We start from the raw sequence: 21,324 nt of genomic DNA on the forward strand, positions 1-21,324 counted from the left end.
TGTCCTCCTTGATTTGATGTTGCGGTTGGCAGACCGGCTATCATCTTATCATAAAGGTCAAGGGATTTTTACTCATAGCTATAAGCTTTCCTGAACCCCCAGTCGAACTGGGGGTTTTCTTAGACAAATAAAAAAGCAGACCACCTTTGGTGATCTGCTTTTTTCTATCGTTATGCTGCGTTTATATTCGCAATTATTGGATGGCTTTCTTCCAGTCTGCGGCGAATTTCTCCATGCCTTGATCCGTCAAAGGATGCTTCGCCAGTTGTTCGATGACTTGGAACGGAACCGTTGCAATATGCGCTCCTGCCATGGCCACGCGGGTTACGTGATCCGGGTGACGGACGGAAGCTGCGATAATTTGCGAGCTCAGGTTATGCGTACGGAACAGCTCTGCGATTTTGGATACGAGCAGGACGCCGTCTTCGGAAATATCGTCCAAACGTCCGAGGAACGGAGACACGTAAGTCGCGCCCGCGCGCGCCGCAAGCAAAGCTTGGTTAACGGTAAAGATCAGCGTTACGTTCGTTTTGACGCCTTTTTTCGTCAAATAGCGGCAAGCTTCGAGACCGGCCAGCGTCATAGGAAGCTTGATCGTAATGTTTTTGTCGCCGCCGTTAATTTTGATCAGCTCTTCGGCTTGCGCGATCATCTCTTCCGCTGTCAATGCGTCCGGAGTGACTTCCGCGGATACGGATTCCACTTCAGGAACGGCCTGCAAAATTTCGGCGATGCGATCTTCGAATTTGACTCCTTCTTTGGCAACGAGGGAAGGGTTCGTGGTCACGCCGGAAAGAACTCCGACCTTATAAGCTTTTTTAATATCCGCGAGATTGGCAGTATCGATAAAAAATTTCATGGTTCATTCCTCCAATTTGTAGTCGTTATATTATTTTAAATAGCGCCAGCTTCTATTATCCACTTCGCGAACGGACATGGCAAGTTCGTCTTTTTCCGCAAGCTGGAAATTCAGCCGGCTTCTATTCATTATACTAACGGTTTGTCGCTGCCTGTTCAACGGTTCGTCTGAACGGCAAATGGCTTGCCCTGTTCTTCCGCTACCGGTTCATCCTTGGCGTCAAACCACCAATGATACCCGTCCTGAGCCAATAGCGCATCGGACTCGGCCGGTCCGTAGGTGCCCGCCGGATAAAGTCGCAGCGGAACCAAATTTTCTTCAAATGCTTGCAAAATAGGCTCAACCCACTGCCAGGACAATTCCACTTCATCCCAATGCGCAAAGAACGTCGGATTGCCGAGCCAAGCGTCATGCAGCAAGTTCTCATAGGCCTCAGGCAAATCTTCGCGGCTCGAATGAAAATCGAGACGAATCGGTTTGAACTCTCCTTCACGCTGCGGGTCTCTCGTATTCAATTGCAATGTAATTCCTTCGTCGGGGCTCATTTCGAATACGAGAAGATTCGGCGCCGGATTATCTTCATGGGCTGCTGCGCGCTGCTCCAGCGGCGCTTTGAATTCGACGACAATGCGCGTCGATTTCTCTTTCATCCTTTTTCCTGTCCGGATATAGAAGGGAACTCCTCTCCAGAACGGTGCGTCGATCTGCAGCTTCGCCGCGATAAACGTATCGTTCACAGACAATGCGTCGATCCCCGGCTCGGAAGTATACCCGGGTACGGAGCTTCCCAGCACGGTGCCAGCCGCGTACTGCCCGCGAATCACATGGCCGCTCACCTCATGCTTGCTCATAGGCACAAGAGCTTCCATGACTCTCTTCTTCTTCAGCCGCACCTCTTCGGAGGTGCCGTTCTTCGGCAGATGAATCGCCAGCATCATCAGCAATTGCAGCATATGGTTCTGGAACATGTCTCTTACGGCGCCCGCGCGGTCATAATACGCGGCTCTCTCTTCCACGCCGACGGTTTCATTGGCCGTAATCTGCACGTTGGCGATATAGCGGCTCGTCCACAAGGCGTCGAGCACCGGATTGTTTTGCTGCAGCACGCCCAGCTTTTGAACCATCGGCTTGCCGAGATAATGATCGATGCGGAAAATTTCATCCTCGGAGAAAGCTTCGCTCAGCTGCCGGTTCAACTCCCGTGCGGATTGCAAGTTATGCCCGAAAGGCTTCTCGATCAACAGCCGCTTCCAGCCGGCCGCCGAGCCAAGACCGCTTTCTTTAATATTGGCAGCAATCGCGGCAAAAAATTCAGGAGCCACCGATAAATAGAACATCCGGTTCGGCTGGACGGCAAGCTCTTGCTCCCGCTGTTCAATCCGCTGCAGCAGCTTCGCGTAATCTTCTTTGCGCCCTACATCCAGCACGTTGTAGCGGAATGCGCTCAAGAAGCTGTTCAGCAATTCGGGATCGTTCGCTTCCCGCCTGGAAAACCGGGCGACCGATTGCGCAACGCTATCCTGAAACGCTTCATCCGACAGGCTTCTTCTTCCCAGACCGATGATGTGAAATGCTTGCGGCAGCTTCTGCTCGACGAACAAATTATATAAAGCAGGGTAAATTTTCCTCTTGGCCAAATCCCCTGTCGCCCCAAACAAAACAATTGTTGCAGTCTCCATGTTCTTCTCTCCTTCCGGCCCGATAAGACACCCTGATCGGCAAACACTGGTTTCTTTTTCTTCATTCCACTATAATACAAATCACAGTCATACAAGTAATTAATATATTTCAGAGGAGATATAGACGGTATCTATGATCAATTACGAACTGTACAAAGTGTTCTACTGGGCGGCCAAAACGGGCAGCTTGACGCAGGCGGCCAAAGCGCTGTTTCTGACGCAGCCGAGCGTCAGCCACGCCATCAAGCAGCTGGAAGACAGCTTCGGCGTCACCTTGTTTTACCGGAATTCCAAAGGCGTCGCATTGACCCATGAAGGCGCGGTTCTGTATTCATATATCGAGCAATCGCAGATTTTAATTTCGCTGGCGGAGAAGAAGATGGCCGAACTGAAAAATCTGGATAGCGGAGAGCTGAAAATCGGCGGCAGCGATTCGCTGTTTAAGCATTACTTGCTGCCCTTCTTGGAAGATTTTCATCGGCAGCATCCCGGAATCACCCTCTCCCTCATTCACGGGACGACTCCGGAAGTCATTACTTTCTTGAAGGAAGGACGGATTGACCTTGGCGTCGTCCGTATGCCGATCGTCGATCCTCAGCTGGAAGTCAGAGAAGGCATCCAGCTGCAGGACTGCTTTGTAGCGGGGGCGCATTACGCCGAGCTGAAAAATAAGACGATGTCGTTCAATATGCTGCTGCAGTATCCCATCATTTTATTTTCCCGGAACAGCCGGGCGCGAATGGCCGTTACGGAGCTGTTTCACGATTACGGCTACGAGCTGAAGCCGGAGATTGAAGTCGGCAGCGTGGACCTGCTTATCGAGCTTGCGCGCAAAGGGCTCGGCATCTCTTATGTGACCAGGGAATTCGTCTCCAAAGAGCTGGAAGAGGGCTCTTTGTTTGAAATCCGGCTGGACGTGCAGCTGCCGCCGTCTCAAGTCGGCATTATGATTATGCGCAATATGCCGCTCTCCAGCGCGGCGAAGACGTTTATCGAACGGGTCCGTTAGAAAACGTCAGTCTTGGGAATTCGCTTCTCCTCCGGGCAGAAGACACAGCAGTCCGAACGCGGCGAACGCAAGCCCTCCGGTCAACGTTAAGGATGCGGAAAATGCCCGCACATAATCGTTTGCCGCGGCTTCGGCAAGCGGATGCCCTAACGATGCGGTGAACAAAATGCCGGTCAGCGCTACGCCTAGCGAATTGGATAAATACAGGAAGGTCGTGAACAAGCCGGAACCGGTCCCCGCCTCCTCCGGCGTAACCGTACTGAGAACGACGTTCGCAAGCGGCGTCGTTACCATGCCGAGACCGCAGCCGTATACAAGCAAAATCAACACCGCTCGCGCATTCAGCAGCTGTCCCGAATCGCAATGCAGCGACGCGATCAGCAGGAAGGTGCTGCCTCCCATGACCAGAGCGCCCGCTTTCAGCCCGGTTATTCCCCAGCGGGATACGATACGGGAAGATAGCAAAGAAGTCAGGAAGAAGCCGCAGCCCAGCGGCAAAAAGACGAAGCTCGTAAGCTGCATGCTGTAGTGGAGGCCGAATTGCAAGTAGTAGCTGAGAATAAAAAAGAACGAAAACATACTAAAATATACGGTGATTACAGTCAATATACCGATGCGAAACGTGCGCCGCAGAAAGATCGAAAGATCGATCAGCGGCACCGACGGGCCGCCGCGCTTGCGGATTTGGACGGCGATAAAAGCAAGCAGCAGCAGGACCGACGCCGCGAGGCAGCCCCCCGTCCAAAGCGGCCAGCCCCGCTTCTGTCCTTCGGACAGAGGATAGATCAGCAGAAACAACCCGACCGTCAGCAGCAGGGTGCCCGTCCAATCAATGCTTTGTCCCCTTCCCCGCCGCCGGATCATTCCGGCTTCGGGCAGGAACGGCAGCAGCAGCAGGACGGCGCCTCCGAAGGGAACGTTGAAATAAAATACCGTCCGCCAGCCGAGACCGAACGGATTCCAGTGTACAAGAATACCTCCGAGAATGAGGCCGAATGCGAAGCCGAGCCCGATGAGCGCTCCGTATATCGCGAACACCAGGCCCTTCTCCCGCGGCAAAAATCCGACCTGCATCAAAGACAGCACCTGCGGCTGGATGCAGGCGGCGGCTATGCCCTGCACAATACGCAGCGCGATTAGAAGCGCCGGATCGGAAGCCATTCCGCCCAATGCCGCCATAAGCGTAAAGCCGCTCACCCCGATGAGCAGCATTCTTTTTTTGCCGTACAAGTCTCCGAGCTTTCCGCTGACGATTAACGCCACTGCCAAGCTAAGCGAAAACCCGCTCACCATCAGCTGCGCTTCGGAGAAGCTTGCTTGCAGGCTGCTCTGAATGGAAGGAAGCGCAACCTGGATCATGTACGTATTCAAGGATATGAGCAAAACGGGGAGCAGAAAGACCGCCAGCGCATACCAGCGGCGCGGGTCCGCCTGCCGTTCCTGAATCGCTTCGTCTGCCGTTGCCGCCGCAGCAGCGGTTTGAGTCGTATGACGCGACATCCCGGTTCCTCCTTTTTCGCCAAATTAGATCTCTCCCCGCTAACCCGAAGAGCCGCTTGGATCGAATGATCTTATGATAACGATTATCATTTACATCGAAAATTTTCTCTACCTGGAGAGGGAGGTTCTTGCCCTGTTAAGGGAGCCGGGGCCGCACCAAAAAACCTCAGAGCTGCAGATGCTGCGATTCCAACCGGAACCCATCCTTCTGCTTTCTGAGGTTTCATGCGCTGCTTTGCCGCAGCGGAGCATTTCGCATACTTCCGCCGCCTTATCATAAGCTTCTACTGCCGCTGCCGATCGCTGTCCATCCTGCGCTCCGCCAGCTCCTGCCGCCGGATGCGCTGAAGATAGTCGCTCGGATTGCAGCCGTAATGCTTGCGGAAATTGGCCGTGAAATTGCTGGCGTTGCTGTATCCGACCGACACTGCCGTCTCGCCTATGTTCAGCTGCTCCACTTCCAAATACCAGAGCGCCTTTTCCATCCGTTTCTGACGGACCAGCTCGAAGATCGTCATGCCGGACCATTCGCGAAACGCCTTTTTCAGCTTGAATTCGTTCATCCCTACCTGCCTGGCCAGCTCACGGATCGTCGGAGGCTGCTCATAGTGACGCTCGACGAGCAGCTCAACCTGCTTCAGCTTCTCCAAATCCTCTTTCTTCAGCACGATCCCGCCGCTTGAAGAATCGCCGCAATCGGCCTCGCCGAACAAGGCGATCCATTCGAGCGCCTTGCTCTCCAGATAGAGCCGTTTCATCGCTCCCTTATAGGTGCAATGGATCATATCGGAGACGCATTTGCGAATGGCCGGCGTATCCGGGTACCGGTCGATGCCGCCCCGGTGACGGCTCAGCCACGACTCCATCTGCCGCCGCTCCGCAGCATCGCCGGCGTAATGCAGCAGCTCGCTCGGGGTCAGCCTTACTTCCAGCAATTGATGGGGGATGCCCGCTTTTTTCTCCTCGTAGACAAGAACATCTTCAAGAAAAAGCACGCTGCCGGTTTCATGCCCCGTATACGCCCGCTTGCCGTCCCATTCGCTGTAGATTTCACCGCTCAGGCAATAGCTGATCTCGAACAATTGACAAGCTTCTTGAATATGAAGCCGTATATTTTGCTCAAATACCGCATCGGTATACATAATTTCCATGCCCGGACGAATGAGCGTCCGCGTCACGCTCCCCGTGCCGATACGGGAAGGGATGTCGAGCCGCTGCTCCCATGCGTGGCGCTGCTGCCGTACGCTGCCATCCATCAAGCCTGCCAATTGATCAAACAGATCATGCACTTGCGTTATATGAAACGTCATCGTCCCGTCACCCGCTTCGCCTCTCGTATATACGATGCATTGTACTCCATCCCGGGGTACGCTACAACCCTCAAAGCATTGGCAAACGCATGAGACGAAGAACGGCCGGCGTTCCGCTTACAAGTCTTGAGACAGACGGACCATATCGACGACCTGAATCCCGTTCTCGAAAATTTCTTCGTCATAATGACGCAAGAAAAAATCTCTATCGATTCCCGTCATCCGGAACCCGCACTTCTGGTAAAGCGCCAGCTGCCCGATACTTGAATTGCCGGTCCCGACCTCGATCGTTTTATAGCCTTGGCTGCGGGCTTGCTCGACGGCATGCTGCACGAGCTTCTTGCCGATGCCCCGGCCTTGGCAGCTCTCGTCGACGGCGACGTTGACCAGCTCGGCCGTATCCGGCCTTGTCGCGATCAGCACATAAACGCCGATTGTCCCCGATTCGTTCTCGGCAGCGAAGACTTGCCCTCTCGTCGTATACTCCTCAACCAGCCGCGTCGAAGGATCGGCTAACAATAGTAAATCCATCGGCAATTGTTCTGCCGCTTCCAGCTTTCTAATCTGCATATCCATCACTCCTAGCATCTCGCGTTACAAAGACTCTGAAATCGAGTCTATAACCCATCATACTAAAAAAAGGAAACTGCAGCCACGACAGAAACCGGAAAACCGCCTTAAGGCCATTTTCCGGTCCATATCTTCGCTATATTCAGATCGCCGGGATTGCGAAGCGCTAGCTCCTGCCCGGGTTTGCCGTTTGCATTAAGTCAAATCGCCAAGTGAGCGAAACTGAATCTCCTTCAGATTCATCAGCGTCTCTCCGGCAATGGATTCGGCACGAACCGTCAGCGTGTACTCGCCCGGCTGCTCCAGCCGCGCGATGCCGACGATGTCCCAGGCAAATTCGTAGCCGTCGCCCTTCGGCTTCACGCTGCCGCGCCATTGCTGCCCCGCGGTTTCTACGACGAACTCGCCTCCCGCGGCGCCTTCCTGAGCGCCGTATACGATCTTCACTTCATAGCTGCCGGGCTCCGCAGCCCGGTACGTCCAGCGGATGCAATCCTCCTTGCGGCTCCAGCCTGTCACGGTATCGCGGCCCGCTTTGCCCGTGTCATAATGCAGTTTCTCGCCGTCGATGTCGCCGTCGAAAGCGCCGAACACGTTCAAATGATCGGCCCGGTGCAGCAGCTTGAGCGGATTGGCGTCGACGGCGCCCTCGATCTCGGCGACGATCACGGTGGCTGCAGGGTCCAGCGGCGCGGACGGCACGGACAGCTCCACATCGTCCGCATTTAGCCTGCGGATGGCAAGCCTGGCCTGCTCCGGATCGGCGAGCAAATAAGCCTTCGCGATCCGGTTGCGCAGTCCGCCGACAACGAGTTTCCCGCTCCGCGGCCAATCGAATACGTGCAGATACAGCTTCTGCCCCTTCATCGTGCAGCGGCCCCATTGCGGCTTGCCGATCGGGCTGCCTGTCGTTGCGTAGACGCTCTCGCCGTTGACGCTCATCCACCGGCCGACGCCTTGCAGGATATCCAGTGACTTCTCGTCAAATTCGCCTTCGGGGGTCGGCCCCACATTCAGCAAATAATTGCCGTTCAGGCTGAATACGTCGATCATATTGCGCAGAATGCTTGTGACCGATTTCCAGTTATGATCGGTCTTCTTGTAGCCCCATGAGTTGTTCATCGTATGAATCGATTCCCAGTCCTTGCGGTTAATCCGGATATGCAGCTGGTTATCGCCCGAATTGCCGTAATCGCCGAAGCCGTCCCTTCTTACGCGGCGGTTGACCAAGCAATTCGGCTGCAGGCTGCGCACATAGTCGACGAAACGCTGCCCCTGCTCGTCCGTCACTTTATGGCCGCAATCGAACCAGATGACGGCCACTTCGCCGTATTGGGTCAGCAGCTCCTTCAGCTGCGGAAACGCTTTTTCGTTCAAATAACGCTCGTAGCGCGTCCGTTTGTCCTCGTCGTCCACCCACGACTCCAGCGGGTCCCAAGCGCCGATATTGTTCGGATAATCATGCGTGTTGCCCTGCGAATCGGGATGATGCCAATCCATCGAATGCGAGTAATAGAAGCACAGCTTCACGCCATGCTTATGACAGGCGTCCGCCAGATCTTTCATCGGATCGCGCGCGTACGGCGTACGCTTCACGATATTGAAATCCGACACTTTAGAGTCGTACAAGGCGAATCCGTCATGATGCTTAGCCGTAATGACCAAATATTTCATACCGGCGGCTTTGGCCGCCTTCACCCACTCTTCCGCGTTATAGCGGACCGGATTGAATTCCCCGGCGATTTGCTCATACTCCCGGACCGGAATTTGTCCTCTGAGCATAATATGCTCGCCGTAGGCGCCGGGAACCTCCTTGCCCTTCCATACGCCTCCGAGCAGCGAGTACAGTCCCCAGTGAATAAACATCCCGAACCGCGCTTCCCGCCACCAAGCCAATCTGCGGTCTTGAACCTCTTCCGTATATTCCACTAGAGCCGCAGGCTGCTGCTCCGCTTCCGCCTCCGCATTGTCCATGTACATATCCCTTTGCGTCATCCGCTTCCCCTCCGTCGTCTTGATCTCACTTCTATTGTACGACGGGTATGATATAATCCATATGGATGCGGTTAACCGGAATTTGTACCAAACTAACCTAATGATGCCGGGCGGCAGAACGATATAAGGTGGATGAACGTATGCAATCACAGGATTATTTGGCGATCAGTCATTTTTTGGCTGAAATTAAGGTAGAACTGATCATATCCCTGCTAAGCAAATGCAATCCGGATTGGATGCAAGGGCCGTTCACTCCGACCTACAGCAAAATTTATTATATTACCGAAGGCGAAGGCCGCATGATGATCGGCGATACGGAATTGTTCCCGAAACCGGGACAATGGGTGTTTGCGCCGGCGGGCTTATCGCAATTTTATTCCGTCACCGATGCCGACCGAACCTACCGCATGTATTGGTGCCATTTCACTTCCAATATCAGCTTCATTAATTTATTTTCCCTGTTCAAGCTGCCTTATTGTTTCGACGCCCGCCGAACGGACGACGTCGTCGCCAGCTTCGAGAGGCTTATCGAAGGGTACAAAGGCAGAGGAAGCGGCCCCGCGCAGTCGCTGCGCATTCAAGCCGCGCTTCTCGACGTGATCTCCTGCTACATCGAACAGGCCGTGCAAGCCAAGCCTCAGACGCCGTCTCATCTGTCGAGCAGCAAGCTGGGCTCCGTTCTCCAATATATAGATACCAACCTGCAAAACGATTTGAGCGTCGCCGAGCTGGCCGAGCTGGTGCATCATCACCCGAATTATTTTATCCGCTTCTTCAAAAATCACATGGGCATGACGCCGATGGCTTTCATCTACGAACGCCGTCTGGAAAAAGCGAAGCAGCTGCTGCTCTCATCCGATTTGGCGATCGGCGAAATCGCTCAGGCTACCGGGTTCCACGATATTTTCCATTTTTCCAAGTCGTTCAAAAAACGGCTCGGCGTCGCTCCCTCGGAATTCCGCAGCTGGCCGCGCGCGGCGCAGAAAGAAGCCGAAGAGCCTTCATGAGGCCCTCGCTGTCACCCTGTTACCCTGTTATCCACATGCTAAAAATCTGTCCGACGGGGTTACGTGGTTCATCGGACAGGCTTTTCAGCGATAGTTTCATTCTGCGCGCTGGCTGGCTTCGTTTTCTTTTTGACGGCGCGGTGTTTCAGTATTGTTTGCCGTAATCGACCCGGTTCACCGACGGTTCCCGGCCCTGCAAATAATCCTGCAAATTGCGCATCAAAATCTCGAAGGCGCGCTCGTTGTATTGTTCCGTCGAGCCCGAGTTATGAGGCGTCATAATGACGTTCTCCATCTGCCACAGCGGACTGGACGCAGGCAGCGGCTCCTGCTCGAACACGTCGAGTCCGGCCCCGGCGATGACTCCCGTCCGCAGCGCCTCGATGAGCGCTTCCGTATCCGTCGTGCCTCCGCGGCCGATATTAATATACATCGCCGTCGGCTTCATCAGCTCGAACTGCGCTTTGCTGAACATATGGCGCGTCTCATCCGTAAGCGGAAGCGTCACGACGACGAAATCGCTCTTCCGCAGCACCGCGGCAAGCCCGTTAAGATCGTGCATGGCATCGACGAAGCCGCTGGGCTGTCCCGACCGGCGGACGCCGAGCACTTTCATCCCGAACGCCTTGGCCAGCCGCGCCGTCTCCTCGCCGATAGCTCCTACGCCGATAATGCCGATCGTTTTTCCGTGAATTTCGCCGAGCGAGCCCGTGCCTTTCCATTCGCTGTGCAGCTGATGCCGAACCGATAAGTGCAGCTTCCGCGTAAATGCAAGCATCATCGCGTAGATCGTTTCCGAAATCGGAAACGCATGAACGCCGCTGGCGTTCGTCAAGATGGCGCCGCGATCGGCGAGCCGGCCAAGCGGCAGCTTATCGACGCCCGCTCCCCAGTTCTGTACCCAGCGAAGCTTGGAATCCTTCTTCAAGCAGACTTCTTCCGCCGACTTATTCCAGCCGACGACGATCTCCGCGTCCTGCAAATGATCGAGCCACAACTCCTTGTCCTTCCCGTGGATAAGCTCCCAAGCGGGCGCGGCTTGTCTGATCCGCTCCGCCTGCTCGCCGGTCAATGTGTGCAAGCATATGATTTTGGGCATGTTCATCATCTCCTTGCCTTCCATTATATAGGCTATCGGCGTTGAAGTCTGCCTATCTGAGCGCATTATCGCCGCAAAAAAACCTCCTTGTCCGCTTGATCCGGATAAGGAGGCCAGGTTAGAGCTGCCGCCGGGCGATGTTTTTTTCGGCGGGCTTTTAAAAGGGTGGTGAACAACGCCGACTGCGCATGCGAAAGCATCTTCCGATCGCTCATGTTCCCGGATTTCTTGAATTAGGTAAGCCCGTGAAACGGGGGAAATCCGGGAACAAAGGCGAACGCTTCGCTTCTCCAGATTGCTCTCGCTTACTTCGTTGACTGTTTCACCGGGCTTTTAAAACGTGGTAAAAAAGTGGCCGGAGAGTCGATAGAAAGTTGAAACAGCGTAAGCAGTCGCCTTTGTAGACGGATTTCCCCCGCTTTAGCGGTTCAAAATGAAAAAAATCCGACTACAAGAGCGAGTGGAAACTTCTGTCGACCGCAGGCTGCTTGTTTTTCACCGCCTTTTTAACGTGTGGTGAACAAGCCCGCTGTGGCGCCCATTTGATCTTCCAATCACCGTTGAAACCAGATCTTTTGGATGGTAATTTCCATTTTTCTATGGAGAACATCCGTTTTCGAAGGCGAACGCTAACGTTTTCCCAGATTCAATGGCCCCTCCGCTCTTTTTTCACCCCCCTTTAAAAGGGCGGGTGATTTATTCGCGGCCTGCGGTTCTTAGCAGGGGTAAGCGCTCGAGCAGTCCGAAAGGAAGCTACAGTACAGCAGGTGTAGCCCCGGAACCGGGCATCGAACAGCTTTTAATTTTAACGGACGCCAGCGAGCTTAATTCGTCGCAAACAGCCGTTTTTTAAACGTAACGGTCACCCTGGCGCTTACATAGCTCCGAATGGCTTTCTAAGGCGGCTATGGCTACCAATAGCTGCATCTGTGTCCGCTAGAAATCCCAAATGACCGATAGCGTTGATATAACGGCCGCTGTGTCCGTTGCGAGCGTACTGCACCTGTAGAAGCGCTAGCTCTCGCCTTTACAGCGGATTTTCCGCGCTATAGAAGGACGGCCGGCTGCGCATGCAGCCGGAAATCAGACGTTCCCTGCCTCGCTCTGCTCCTCCCCCAGATCGACCAGATACAGATTGCCCTTGCTCCGCTCGTTATGCGTATCCGAGGTAAACAGCACCAGCCGGTCGTCATGGCTGAAAATCGGATGCGGGTGCACATCCTGGACGCTGAAGCTGCTCCCATGCCGGCAAATATAGTCCCATTCGAGCCGCCCGCTCTCCCAATCCGCACGGCAGCAGTGCAGTGATTCGGCGTCGATGATGCCGTCCGTGAGCAGCATCGTACGATCCGATCCCAAAGTGAAATGCCCGTAATCTTTCATGCCGTCGGGGAAGCTCATCTCGATCTCTTCGCCCTGTCTGCGGCCCGCATAGCCTACGAAGCTCTGTATCGAACCGTTCACCGAAGCATGGCGCATCGAAGGATCGTTCGGCACTCCGCGGGTGCCGTGATAGATGACGCCGCTGCCGTCGGAATCCCACATTTCATGACAAATCCATAGACGGTCCCCGCCGGCCGACTGGTCTCTGATCTTACTCACTACTCCATCCTTGTACAGCCATATTCGCTGCGCCACCATGCCGCCTTCGTGATTGAACAAAATTTGTTCCGAATCGTCGGGATGAAACTGTACGTGCGTAATCCATCCCGCGTGACGGAATTTGATTTCGCTGCGTCCCGTCGGCAGATGGATGACGAGCACATGCGATTCGGTCCGCCCGGCCTGCACCTTGTCCCGGATCAATGTAAACGGATTGCCTTCCCCGACGTCGAAAGCATCGGCGGATATATAAGGGACGCAGGCATACTCGCCGTCTCCCGAAATATGGGTAAAGCCGGTCATCACTCCCTCCGGCAGACGGTGCACAACCCGGTCTTCCATCGTCGGCAGATGAATCAGCCGCACTTCCTGATCCTGAATATACAGCAGCGAATCGGTCCCCGGATGATAGCTCGGGCTGGCCTTCGCCAACCCTTCATAAGGAGTGCCGTCGTAATAAACGTAGCTCTTCATAATTCCTTTGCGGTTGTCCGTCAGCTGAACGGTCTGTCCATCCTTCAACGACAGCTTGAACACATTGGGGCTGCCCCCGCCGCTGTCGCTTAGAAACAACACGTGATCGTTCCTCTGGGTAAAGCTGCTGCTCGTAAAATATAAATGATGATGGTTCCCCGCCGCGGAGGTGAGCTGCCTCACCGTCCGTCCGCTGCGTTCATCCTTGCGGTCAACGAAGGCTTGATACGTAATAGACCCTTTCATGGCTTTCGGACTCCCCCCGATACGATAATGGCTGCCAGCCTCGCGCGAGCCTGGCGCGTTCCCCCTCATCATAATCGATCGGAAGCGGCAAATCGCCCGCGATATTGCTTCATTATCGTTTCATTTATAATCTATATTGCTTATTTTATTTAGTTTTTCCCCCATTAGGAGCCACTAACTAAATGATATTGCTAGATCATCTGGTTATCTTTTACAATAATACATATCAGCGGGAAGGAGCGACCCGGATGAACGGCTACACGCCGCTTGAAATGAAGGATGAATTTCACGTTCATTATAAAGACCTTGTGATCGATCAGGAAGAACCGCTTGAACATTACCATGACGCGATCGAATTCGCGCTGTTCGCGCAAGCCGATCTGCAGCTGTTTATTAACGGCACTCCTTACGACGTGAAGGACGGCGATGTCATGCTGCTTATGGAATACGATGTGCACCGGATGCTGTACAAAAAAGGGACGAGATACCGGAGATTCGTCGTCAACTTCCGCAAGGAAACCGTTGAACCGGTGCTGAAGTCCGTTCATCTGGAATCGATAGTTGCCGTCCCGGATGAGCAGCTCTCGGACATGAATCGGTCCCCGAAGTGCGGCAAACTCCGCTCGGCGTCGCCGGAGCAGCGGGAACAGCTGGTGAGCTGCTTGACGCTTCTCATGAAGCTGGGGCAGCTGCCGCCTTCGAAGGAGAAGGAAGCTCTGCTCCGTATGCATACGGCCTCGCTGCTGCTGATGTTTGCGCTGCTTGCGCCGAAGCCCGCTGCGGGACGGCATCGGCCGTCCTCCTCCGAAGTAGGGCGGATGATTCACTACATCGACACGCATTACGGCGAACCGCTCGATTTGCAATCGGTCGCCCGGCATTTTCACTTAAGCAAATATTATGTCAGCCATCTGTTTAAGCGGGTTACGCAGCTGACGGTCGTGGAGTATATTCATCGGAGGCGCATTGCCGAAGCGAAGCTGCGGCTGCGGACGACAAATTTATCCGTTCTCGATATTAGCGAGGAATGCGGCTTTGCCCATGTTCAGCATTTTCATCGCGTCTTCAAGAAAGCGACCGGGCTTACGCCGTACCAGTACAAGAAAAACCTCCCGGCCCCGTCGCCGGACAATCCTTTTTAACGGCTCTCGTCCATTCGTGAACGCAAGGCTGCCGCGTCCGATCCCGCAAACGGCAAAAAGCACAGCGCCCCGTCGTCCGGATCGCCGTGCTCCTTTACTTCGATTATTTTTTCGCTTTGGCGGCATCGACCGCTTTGCTCGCCGTCTCCTCGATTTTGCGGAACAGCGTATTAATGTCGCTATCTCCCAGCGCCGCCTCATGGATCGCATCCTCGTAAGCTTTTTGCGCATCGCCTTCGAACATCGAACGCTGCGGCATCGGCGCGTATTTATTGTAAAATACCGCGCTGGTATTTTTATCCTTATAAGCGCTGTCCTGGGCATACTGCTTCTTAATCGCGTCATCGGCCAGCGCCGTCATGGTGCCTGCGCGAGCCTGCTTCGTCTGATATTCCTTGCCGGTCAAAAACTTAATGACTTCCATCGCTTCATCCTTGTGCTGGCTCATCGAAGTAACGCCCCAATAGAACGGGTACGCCTGCGAGCCGACGCCCGGCAGATCTTTAAATTCCGGCAGAGCGGCGATATCCCAGTTCATGCCTTCGGCTCCGGAGGCGGCCCAGTCCAGATCGTTCAAGTAAGCGATCATTGCCAGATTGCGGTCTTTAAGGAACGGGTCCTTGTAAGGCAGCTTGTTTTTTAACCCGACCATCGCCTTTTTAAAGCCGGGATCGTTGGAAGGATTAATGTAATACGCCTGGTACAGCTGCTTCCACTTCTCATTCGTATTGATCGTAGGCTTGTCGGTCTGCGGGTCCAGGAATGTCAGACCAAGCTGATTCGCTTTGATCGTATGGGCCGGGGATGAAGCGAAGCCCAAATATTGCTTGTCTCCGTCCTGCCTTGTAAGCGCCTTCGCCGTTTGCTGCAAATCGTCCCAGGTCATCCCGTTCTGAGGGTATGGAACGCCGAATTTATCGAAAATATCTTTGTTGTAAAATAAAATGACGTTTTGCGACCAAACCGGGAGACCGTAAATTCCGTTTTTGGACATCGTTTTGGCAAAATCGATCATCGTCGAATCAAACGTGCTCAAATCGATGTTATGCTTTTTGATCAGATCGGTCATATCATAAGCAAGCCCATAGTTGTTCACCGTATAAAAATAGTTGGTGCTTTCGTAATAAATATCTACGGTTTGCCCGGACGCTATGATGTCGTCGATATTCGTGCCGGTTCCTTTTTTAATATATTTGATCGTAATATTCGGGAATTTCTCTTTAATCGGATCGGAAAATTTACGCTTCACCTCATCCTCCGACGTAGCCGCCGTGGAGTACAGCACCAGCTCTACCGGATCATTGCTGACCGCAGACGGCTTGGAGGCCCCGTCGTCCGTAGCCTTCGTCTCCTGATTGCCGCTGCATGCGCTCGTCAAGGCGACCAGCATCGCCGCCGATATTAAAAAACTTTTCCTTGCCATTTTGTTATATCCCCCTTCTTGAATTCCCTTTATAAGAAAGCGCTTTAATCATTCCTATATTTAACAATATCATAAAGTTTTTTCATAATCTTCATGATTTTTGCCTGAAAATTTCATTTTTTTGTTCTCTTTCTTTCACCGGTAGCGGCCGCGCCCAATAATCTAAGCATAGAACAAATCCCCCAACAGTGACGTGATGCTCTGAAGCTTATTCCGTCCGCATCCAGCCTAAGCTGGATCGGCGTCTAACCCTTCCTCTGGGATCGTTCTATGGGTAGACTTTCCTTTCGGGGGAGAATCCGGATATCCACAGGATATGGCTACGCATCATTTCCTAAACAATAAAAAAAACCAAGCCCTCCGAGGATAGACTTGGTATTACCTAATTATGCGACGATCCGTTCAATGAGACCCTTCCATATTGCGGAACTGGTTGAAAAACATCCGATAATACGTTCCCTGTCTGTCGATGAGCCGGTCATGGCTGCCCTGTTCGACGATCTCGCCGTGATCGATGACCATAATCTCGTCGGCATCGCGGATCGTATTGAGCCTGTGAGCGATGATAAAGCTTGTTCGGCCTTTCATAATGTTGAGCAGAGCGTCCTGAATATGAAGCTCGGTGCGCGTGTCGATACTGCTTGTCGCCTCGTCCAGAATAAGGATGGACGGCTTCGCCAAGATGACCCTGGCGATAGCGAGCAGCTGCCGCTGCCCCTGGCTTAAGTTGCCCCCGTTCTCGGACAACACCGTCTCGTACTGCTTCGGCAGCCGCTTGATGAACGCGTCCGCATTGGCCATTCTGGCCGCCGCCTCCACTTCCTCGTCCGAAGCGTCCGATTTGCCGTACTTGATGTTTTCCTTGATCGTACCGGAAAACAGATACGTATCCTGCAGCACGATGCCGAAGCAGCGGCGCAGGCTGTCGCGCGTATAATCCCGAATGTCCCGGCCGTCGATGAATATCGTCCCTTCCGTTACATCGTAGAAACGGGTCACCAGATTGACGATCGTCGTTTTGCCGGCTCCGGTTGGGCCGACGAGCGCGGTGCTGCTGCCTTTCTCCGAGTGGAAATCGACATGCTTGAGGATCGGAACGTCCGGTCTGTAGCCGAAGCTGACATCGCGAAAGACGACGTCGCCTTTCGGATTACGCAGCTCGATCGCGCCCGGCTTGTCATCCGGCTCCTCCTTCTCATCAAGCACCTCGAACACTCTCTCAGCCCCGGCGACGCCGGATTGCAAAATGTTGTACGTATTGGCCATCTCGTTCAGAGGCCGGACAAACTGTCTTGAATAGCTGAGAAAGCTGGCTATGACGCCGACGGTAATATGGCCTTGGACCGCCAGTACGCCGCCTACGATCGCCACCGCCGCAAAGCCGATATTGTTGATCACCGCAAGCAGCGGCATCAAAAAGCCGGAAAAGATTTGCGCTTTCAGGCCGACTTCGTACAGTTTGCCGTTCACTTCATCGAATTCATGAATCGCCTTCTCTTCGTGGTTGAACGCCTTTACGATATGAATGCCGGAAATCGTCTCCTCGATATGCCCGTTCAGCTTACCGAGCTGAGCCTGTTGTTCTTTGAACAGGACGCTTGTTTTGCGGGTAATCGTCCGCCCCAGCAAATAAACGAGCGGAACCGTAATCAAGGTCGCCAAGGTGAGCAATGGACTCAAAACGATCATCATTGTCAGCGATCCGACCAAAGCGATCGTCCCGGACATAAGCTGGGTCGTCGATTGCGAAATCGTGTTGCTGACGTTGTCGATATCGTTGGACAGCCGGCTCATCACGTCGCCATGCGGCCTGGAATCGAAGAACGACAGCGGAAGCTTCTGCAGCTTGGCGAACAGCGTCGTCCTTAAGTTGCCGACAATTCTCTGCGAGATGCCGGCCATAAACCAGCTCTGCAGAAAGGTAAGCACTCCGTCCGTCAAGTAGGCCGCCGTCAGCGCCAAAATCGTCAGCTCCAGCAGTTGAAACTGAACTCCGCCGTGTTCCGCCGTCATGGCATCGACTGCGCGTCCGATGATGTAAGGTCCGGTCAAAGTCACTATCGCATCGATCAAAATGATGATAAACACCAGCGTCAGCCGCTTGCGCTGCGTGCCGACGAACTGCCATATCCGTTTCAGCGTGCCTTTAAAATTTTTCGGCTTAACTACCGGGCCTCTCCGGTTGTTCCCGAACCCTCCCGGCCTGCCCGGTCCGCCCGGAAGCAGCGGTACCTCCGGCTGAGGCTGGCTCGCCGCCCGCTGTTCATCCTGCTTCGACATCCTTGCGCACCTCCTTGCCCATCTGCGATTGGTAAATTTCCTGATAAACGAGGCAGGTTCTCATAAGTTCCTCGTGCCGGCCCATTCCGACGATTTCGCCTTGATCCAGCACGATAATTTTGTCGGAGTCCATCACCGAGCTGATTCGCTGAGCGATAATGAGGCAGGTCAAGTCCTTCGTATAGGTTTTGAGACCCTCCTTGATTCTCGCTTCCGTGGCCGTATCGACGGCGCTGGTACAATCGTCGAGTATGAGAATCTCCGGCTTCCTGACCAGCGCTCTGGCAATGGACACCCGCTGCTTCTGCCCGCCGGAGAAATTGACGCCGCGCTGTCCCAATACCGTATCGTAACCTTCGGGGAACGAAGAGACGAATGGGTGCGCTTCCGCGATTTCCGCCGCTCTCACGACTTCCTCCATCGTGGCGTCCTCCTTGCCCCAGCGAATATTTTCCGCTACGGTTCCGGTAAACAATACCGTCTTCTGCGGAACGATCGCGATTTTCTCCCTTAGCTTGGCGGGATCGATCTCGCTGACGTCGACGCCGCCGACTTTGACCGTACCTGCGGTAGCGTCGTAGAAACGGGGAATCAGCCCGACCAGACTGCTCTTGCCCGAGCCTGTGGAGCCGATGATCCCGACGGTTTCTCCCTGCAGACAAGTGAACGAAATCCGTTTGAGCACCGGTTCTCCCGCGGCTCCTTCGTAAGAGAAGCTGACCTGCTCGAAATCGATCCTGCCCTTGGCGTTCGGATCAAGCCTTACCTCGTCCTTCCAGCTCATTTGATTGCGGGCGTCGAACACTTCGCCGATCCGAAGAGCGGAAGCCTTGGCCCGAACGAACATGTTGAACACCATGGAAATCGTCATCAAGGCGAATAAAATTTGCGTCATGTAGTTAATAAACGCGATGATATGCCCGACCTGAATATTTCCGCTCGATACGCCGAGCCCGCCGAACCAGAGCACGGCGATAATGCCCAAGTTCACCGTCAGCATGATCGCCGGATTGAATATCGCCATGGCGCGCATCGCTTCGATCGAGCGGGACTGGTACGACTGATTGACGCCGCCGAATTTATCGACCTCGTAATCGAACCGGTTGAACGCCTTGACGACGCGCACGCCGGACAAATACTCCCTCATGACGCTGTTGACAGTGTCGAGAGCTTTCTGCACCCGGATGAATCTCGGGAACCCGACCTTCATGTTCAGCGCGATCAGCACGCCGACGATCGGCACGACGACCGCCAGCACAATGGCCAGCTGCGGGTTCAGGCGCACCGCCATAATCAGACTGCCGATGCACAAGAGAGGCGCCTTGACGAAAATGCGCATCATTCCGTTCGTAAAATTCTGCACCTGAGTCACATCGTTGGTGAGCCGGGTAACCAGAGAAGCCCTCTCGAATTTGTCAATATTTTCAAAAGAAAGCGTTTGAATTTTGCCGAACAGATCCGCTCGCAGCTCCGCGCCGAACGCCTGCGACACGCGGCTCGCAAGGATGTTGCGCCCCGATGCCGCCACGGCGCCGAGCGCCGTTATCAGCAGCATAAATCCGCCCATGTTCAGCACGTATCGCATATTCTGATTCGCTACCCCTTCATCGACGATGCGAGACATGACCGTGGGCAGCGTCAAGTCGGCCAGCGCTTCGCAGGTGAGGAACAGCACGGCGACCGTGAACATCTTCCAATACTTTTTTACGTATTTCTTGAAGAATGACAAGAGGCGTTTCTCCCCTTCCAATTTATTTAGCTTCGCTATATAAAACATACTCCTTTCTGCGTTAATTGTCATCAGGTTTGCCAAAAAATTTTGCCCGCACAGCCGAAGAAGAAAGACCGTATCGATCCAGGCGGAGCAAGGAGGACGGCCCGGCCGCCGCTGGCCGCAAATACCGTTTTGTTGAAGCCATCTCCTCATTTCCGCTATATCTTCTAGCCGCTTCCCGCTATAATGGGGTTAGATATATCGTTTACATATCGTTATCAGGTCATAGGACAATTACAGCTAATCCGCTAGGATAAAAAAGGAGGACGTAACTCGTGAATATCGTAGTATTGGACGGCTATACGCTCAATCCGGGCGATCTATCCTGGGACGGCTTGTCCGCATTAGGCGCGGTCACCGTGTACGACCGCACGCCCGCCGACCGGATCGTCGAACGGGCGCTAGACGCCGATATCGTGCTGACGAACAAGACGCCGCTCGCCGCCGACGTGCTGGACAAGCTGCCCTGCCTCCGCTACATCGGCGTGCTGGCTACAGGCTACAACATCGTGGACACGGAGGCGGCCAAACGGCGCGGCGTGCCCGTAACGAACATTCCGACCTACGGAACCCATTCCGTAGCCCAGTTCGTCTTCGCCATGCTGCTGGAGCTATGCAACCGTGTGGGCCGCCACGACGAAGCGGTAAAGGCCGGCGAATGGACGAGCAGCGCCGATTTCTGCTTCACCAAAGCGCCGCTCATCGAGTTGTCCGGCAAGACGATCGGCTTGATCGGACTCGGCAAAATCGGCTCGCAGACCGCGCGCATCGCCCGCGCGATGGACATGCGCGTCCTGGCCGTCGGAAGCGGCAGGAGCACGCCGCGTCCCGCAGACGGCGTGGAGTGGGTTGATCTGGAGACGCTGCTGAAGGAATCGGATGTCGTCAGCCTGCACTGCCCGTTAACGCCGGATACCGCTAACTTGATCAACCGGCAGCGCATCGCCCTGATGAAGCCGACTGCGCTGCTGATCAACACATCGCGCGGCGCGTTGATCGCCGAACAGGATCTGGCCGATGCGCTGAACGAACGAGCTATCGCGGGAGCGGCGCTCGACGTGCTGTCGGTCGAGCCTCCCGAGGCGAGCAATCCCCTCTTGTCCGCCCGCAACTGCATCGTAACGCCGCACATCGCCTGGGCGACCCGGGAGGCGCGCGCCCGGCTGATGGACACCGCGGTCGCCAACGTGCAGTCGTTTTTGCAGGGGCAGACGGTCAACGCGGTCAACGGCTAACCGGCGGCGCTAGAGCAAAAGGACAGGCAACCCGATAGCGGTCGTCTGTCCTTTTGTTGATTTCCCCCGGCGCCGTTTGCGGCGCACGCTTCGGCGCTGCGCGGAAGCTCGGCCGGCCCC

At 54.5% G+C, this 21,324-nt stretch carries 15 protein-coding genes; 4 read left to right on the forward strand and 11 right to left on the reverse strand.

Annotation, left to right across the window (positions count from 1 at the left end):
• Positions 1-193: 193 nt before the first annotated feature.
• Entirely contained in the window at positions 194-859 is a 666-nt protein-coding gene (gene fsa, locus N0M98_RS27620; RefSeq protein WP_259619766.1) for a fructose-6-phosphate aldolase, read from the reverse strand.
• Between the two features lie 155 nt (positions 860-1,014).
• Positions 1,015-2,538 (reverse strand): glucose-6-phosphate dehydrogenase, encoded by a 1,524-nt coding sequence (zwf, locus tag N0M98_RS27625; RefSeq protein WP_259619767.1) that lies wholly within the window; start codon positions 2,536-2,538, stop codon positions 1,015-1,017.
• 133 nt (positions 2,539-2,671) lie between these two features.
• Between zwf and N0M98_RS27630 the strand changes: the two genes are divergently transcribed.
• Positions 2,672-3,547, forward strand: coding sequence for a LysR family transcriptional regulator (locus N0M98_RS27630; protein WP_259619768.1), 876 nt, complete (start codon positions 2,672-2,674; stop codon positions 3,545-3,547).
• A gap of 6 nt (positions 3,548-3,553) precedes the next feature.
• Here N0M98_RS27630 and N0M98_RS27635 read toward each other — a convergent pair whose 3' ends face one another.
• From N0M98_RS27635 to N0M98_RS27650, 4 genes are all read right to left on the reverse strand, one after another.
• Entirely contained in the window at positions 3,554-5,047 is a 1,494-nt protein-coding gene (locus tag N0M98_RS27635) for an MFS transporter (protein WP_259619769.1), read from the reverse strand.
• 284 nt (positions 5,048-5,331) lie between these two features.
• On the reverse strand, positions 5,332-6,357 hold the full coding sequence (locus N0M98_RS27640) for a helix-turn-helix transcriptional regulator (protein WP_259619770.1): 1,026 nt from the start codon (positions 6,355-6,357) through the stop codon (positions 5,332-5,334).
• A 117-nt stretch (positions 6,358-6,474) separates the two neighbouring features.
• Positions 6,475-6,927 carry a GNAT family N-acetyltransferase gene (locus N0M98_RS27645; RefSeq protein ID WP_259619771.1) on the reverse strand — a complete coding sequence of 151 codons (453 nt, stop codon included), beginning with the start codon at positions 6,925-6,927 and terminating at the stop codon, positions 6,475-6,477.
• A gap of 195 nt (positions 6,928-7,122) precedes the next feature.
• Positions 7,123-8,922 carry an alpha-L-fucosidase gene (locus N0M98_RS27650; RefSeq protein WP_259619772.1) on the reverse strand — a complete coding sequence of 600 codons (1,800 nt, stop codon included), beginning with the start codon at positions 8,920-8,922 and terminating at the stop codon, positions 7,123-7,125.
• Positions 8,923-9,062: 140 nt separating this feature from the next.
• Here N0M98_RS27650 and N0M98_RS27655 point away from each other — a divergent pair, with 140 nt between their 5' ends.
• On the forward strand, positions 9,063-9,929 hold the full coding sequence (locus N0M98_RS27655; RefSeq protein WP_249864406.1) for an AraC family transcriptional regulator: 867 nt from the start codon (positions 9,063-9,065) through the stop codon (positions 9,927-9,929).
• Positions 9,930-10,074: 145 nt separating this feature from the next.
• On the opposite strand, the gene N0M98_RS27660 is transcribed toward N0M98_RS27655, so the two are convergent.
• On the reverse strand, positions 10,075-11,028 hold the full coding sequence (locus N0M98_RS27660; protein ID WP_259619773.1) for a D-2-hydroxyacid dehydrogenase: 954 nt from the start codon (positions 11,026-11,028) through the stop codon (positions 10,075-10,077).
• 1,083 nt (positions 11,029-12,111) lie between these two features.
• Positions 12,112-13,350, reverse strand: a complete 1,239-nt coding sequence (locus N0M98_RS27665; RefSeq protein WP_259619774.1) for an oligogalacturonate lyase family protein — start codon at positions 13,348-13,350, stop codon at positions 12,112-12,114.
• A gap of 182 nt (positions 13,351-13,532) precedes the next feature.
• On the opposite strand from N0M98_RS27665, the gene N0M98_RS27670 reads away from it, so the two are divergent.
• Positions 13,533-14,492, forward strand: coding sequence for a helix-turn-helix transcriptional regulator (locus N0M98_RS27670; protein WP_259619775.1), 960 nt, complete (start codon positions 13,533-13,535; stop codon positions 14,490-14,492).
• Positions 14,493-14,595: 103 nt separating this feature from the next.
• Here N0M98_RS27670 and N0M98_RS27675 read toward each other — a convergent pair whose 3' ends face one another.
• The 3 genes from N0M98_RS27675 to N0M98_RS27685 form a co-directional block, all read right to left on the reverse strand.
• Complete coding sequence (locus N0M98_RS27675) at positions 14,596-15,915, reverse strand: ABC transporter substrate-binding protein (RefSeq protein ID WP_249864410.1); 1,320 nt, start codon at positions 15,913-15,915, stop codon at positions 14,596-14,598.
• A 402-nt stretch (positions 15,916-16,317) separates the two neighbouring features.
• Complete coding sequence (locus tag N0M98_RS27680; RefSeq protein ID WP_249864411.1) at positions 16,318-18,195, reverse strand: ABC transporter ATP-binding protein; 1,878 nt, start codon at positions 18,193-18,195, stop codon at positions 16,318-16,320.
• Positions 18,179-19,924 (reverse strand): ABC transporter ATP-binding protein, encoded by a 1,746-nt coding sequence (locus N0M98_RS27685; RefSeq protein WP_259619776.1) that lies wholly within the window; start codon positions 19,922-19,924, stop codon positions 18,179-18,181. The genes N0M98_RS27680 and N0M98_RS27685 overlap by 17 nt, the downstream gene beginning before the upstream one ends.
• A gap of 320 nt (positions 19,925-20,244) precedes the next feature.
• Here N0M98_RS27685 and N0M98_RS27690 point away from each other — a divergent pair, with 320 nt between their 5' ends.
• Entirely contained in the window at positions 20,245-21,204 is a 960-nt protein-coding gene (locus N0M98_RS27690) for a D-2-hydroxyacid dehydrogenase (protein WP_259619777.1), read from the forward strand.
• Positions 21,205-21,324: the final 120 nt, after the last annotated feature.

Origin of the sequence: Paenibacillus doosanensis, from assembly GCF_025060755.1 — a bacterium.
In the GTDB taxonomy this organism is placed as follows: domain Bacteria; phylum Bacillota; class Bacilli; order Paenibacillales; family NBRC-103111; genus Paenibacillus_S; species Paenibacillus_S doosanensis.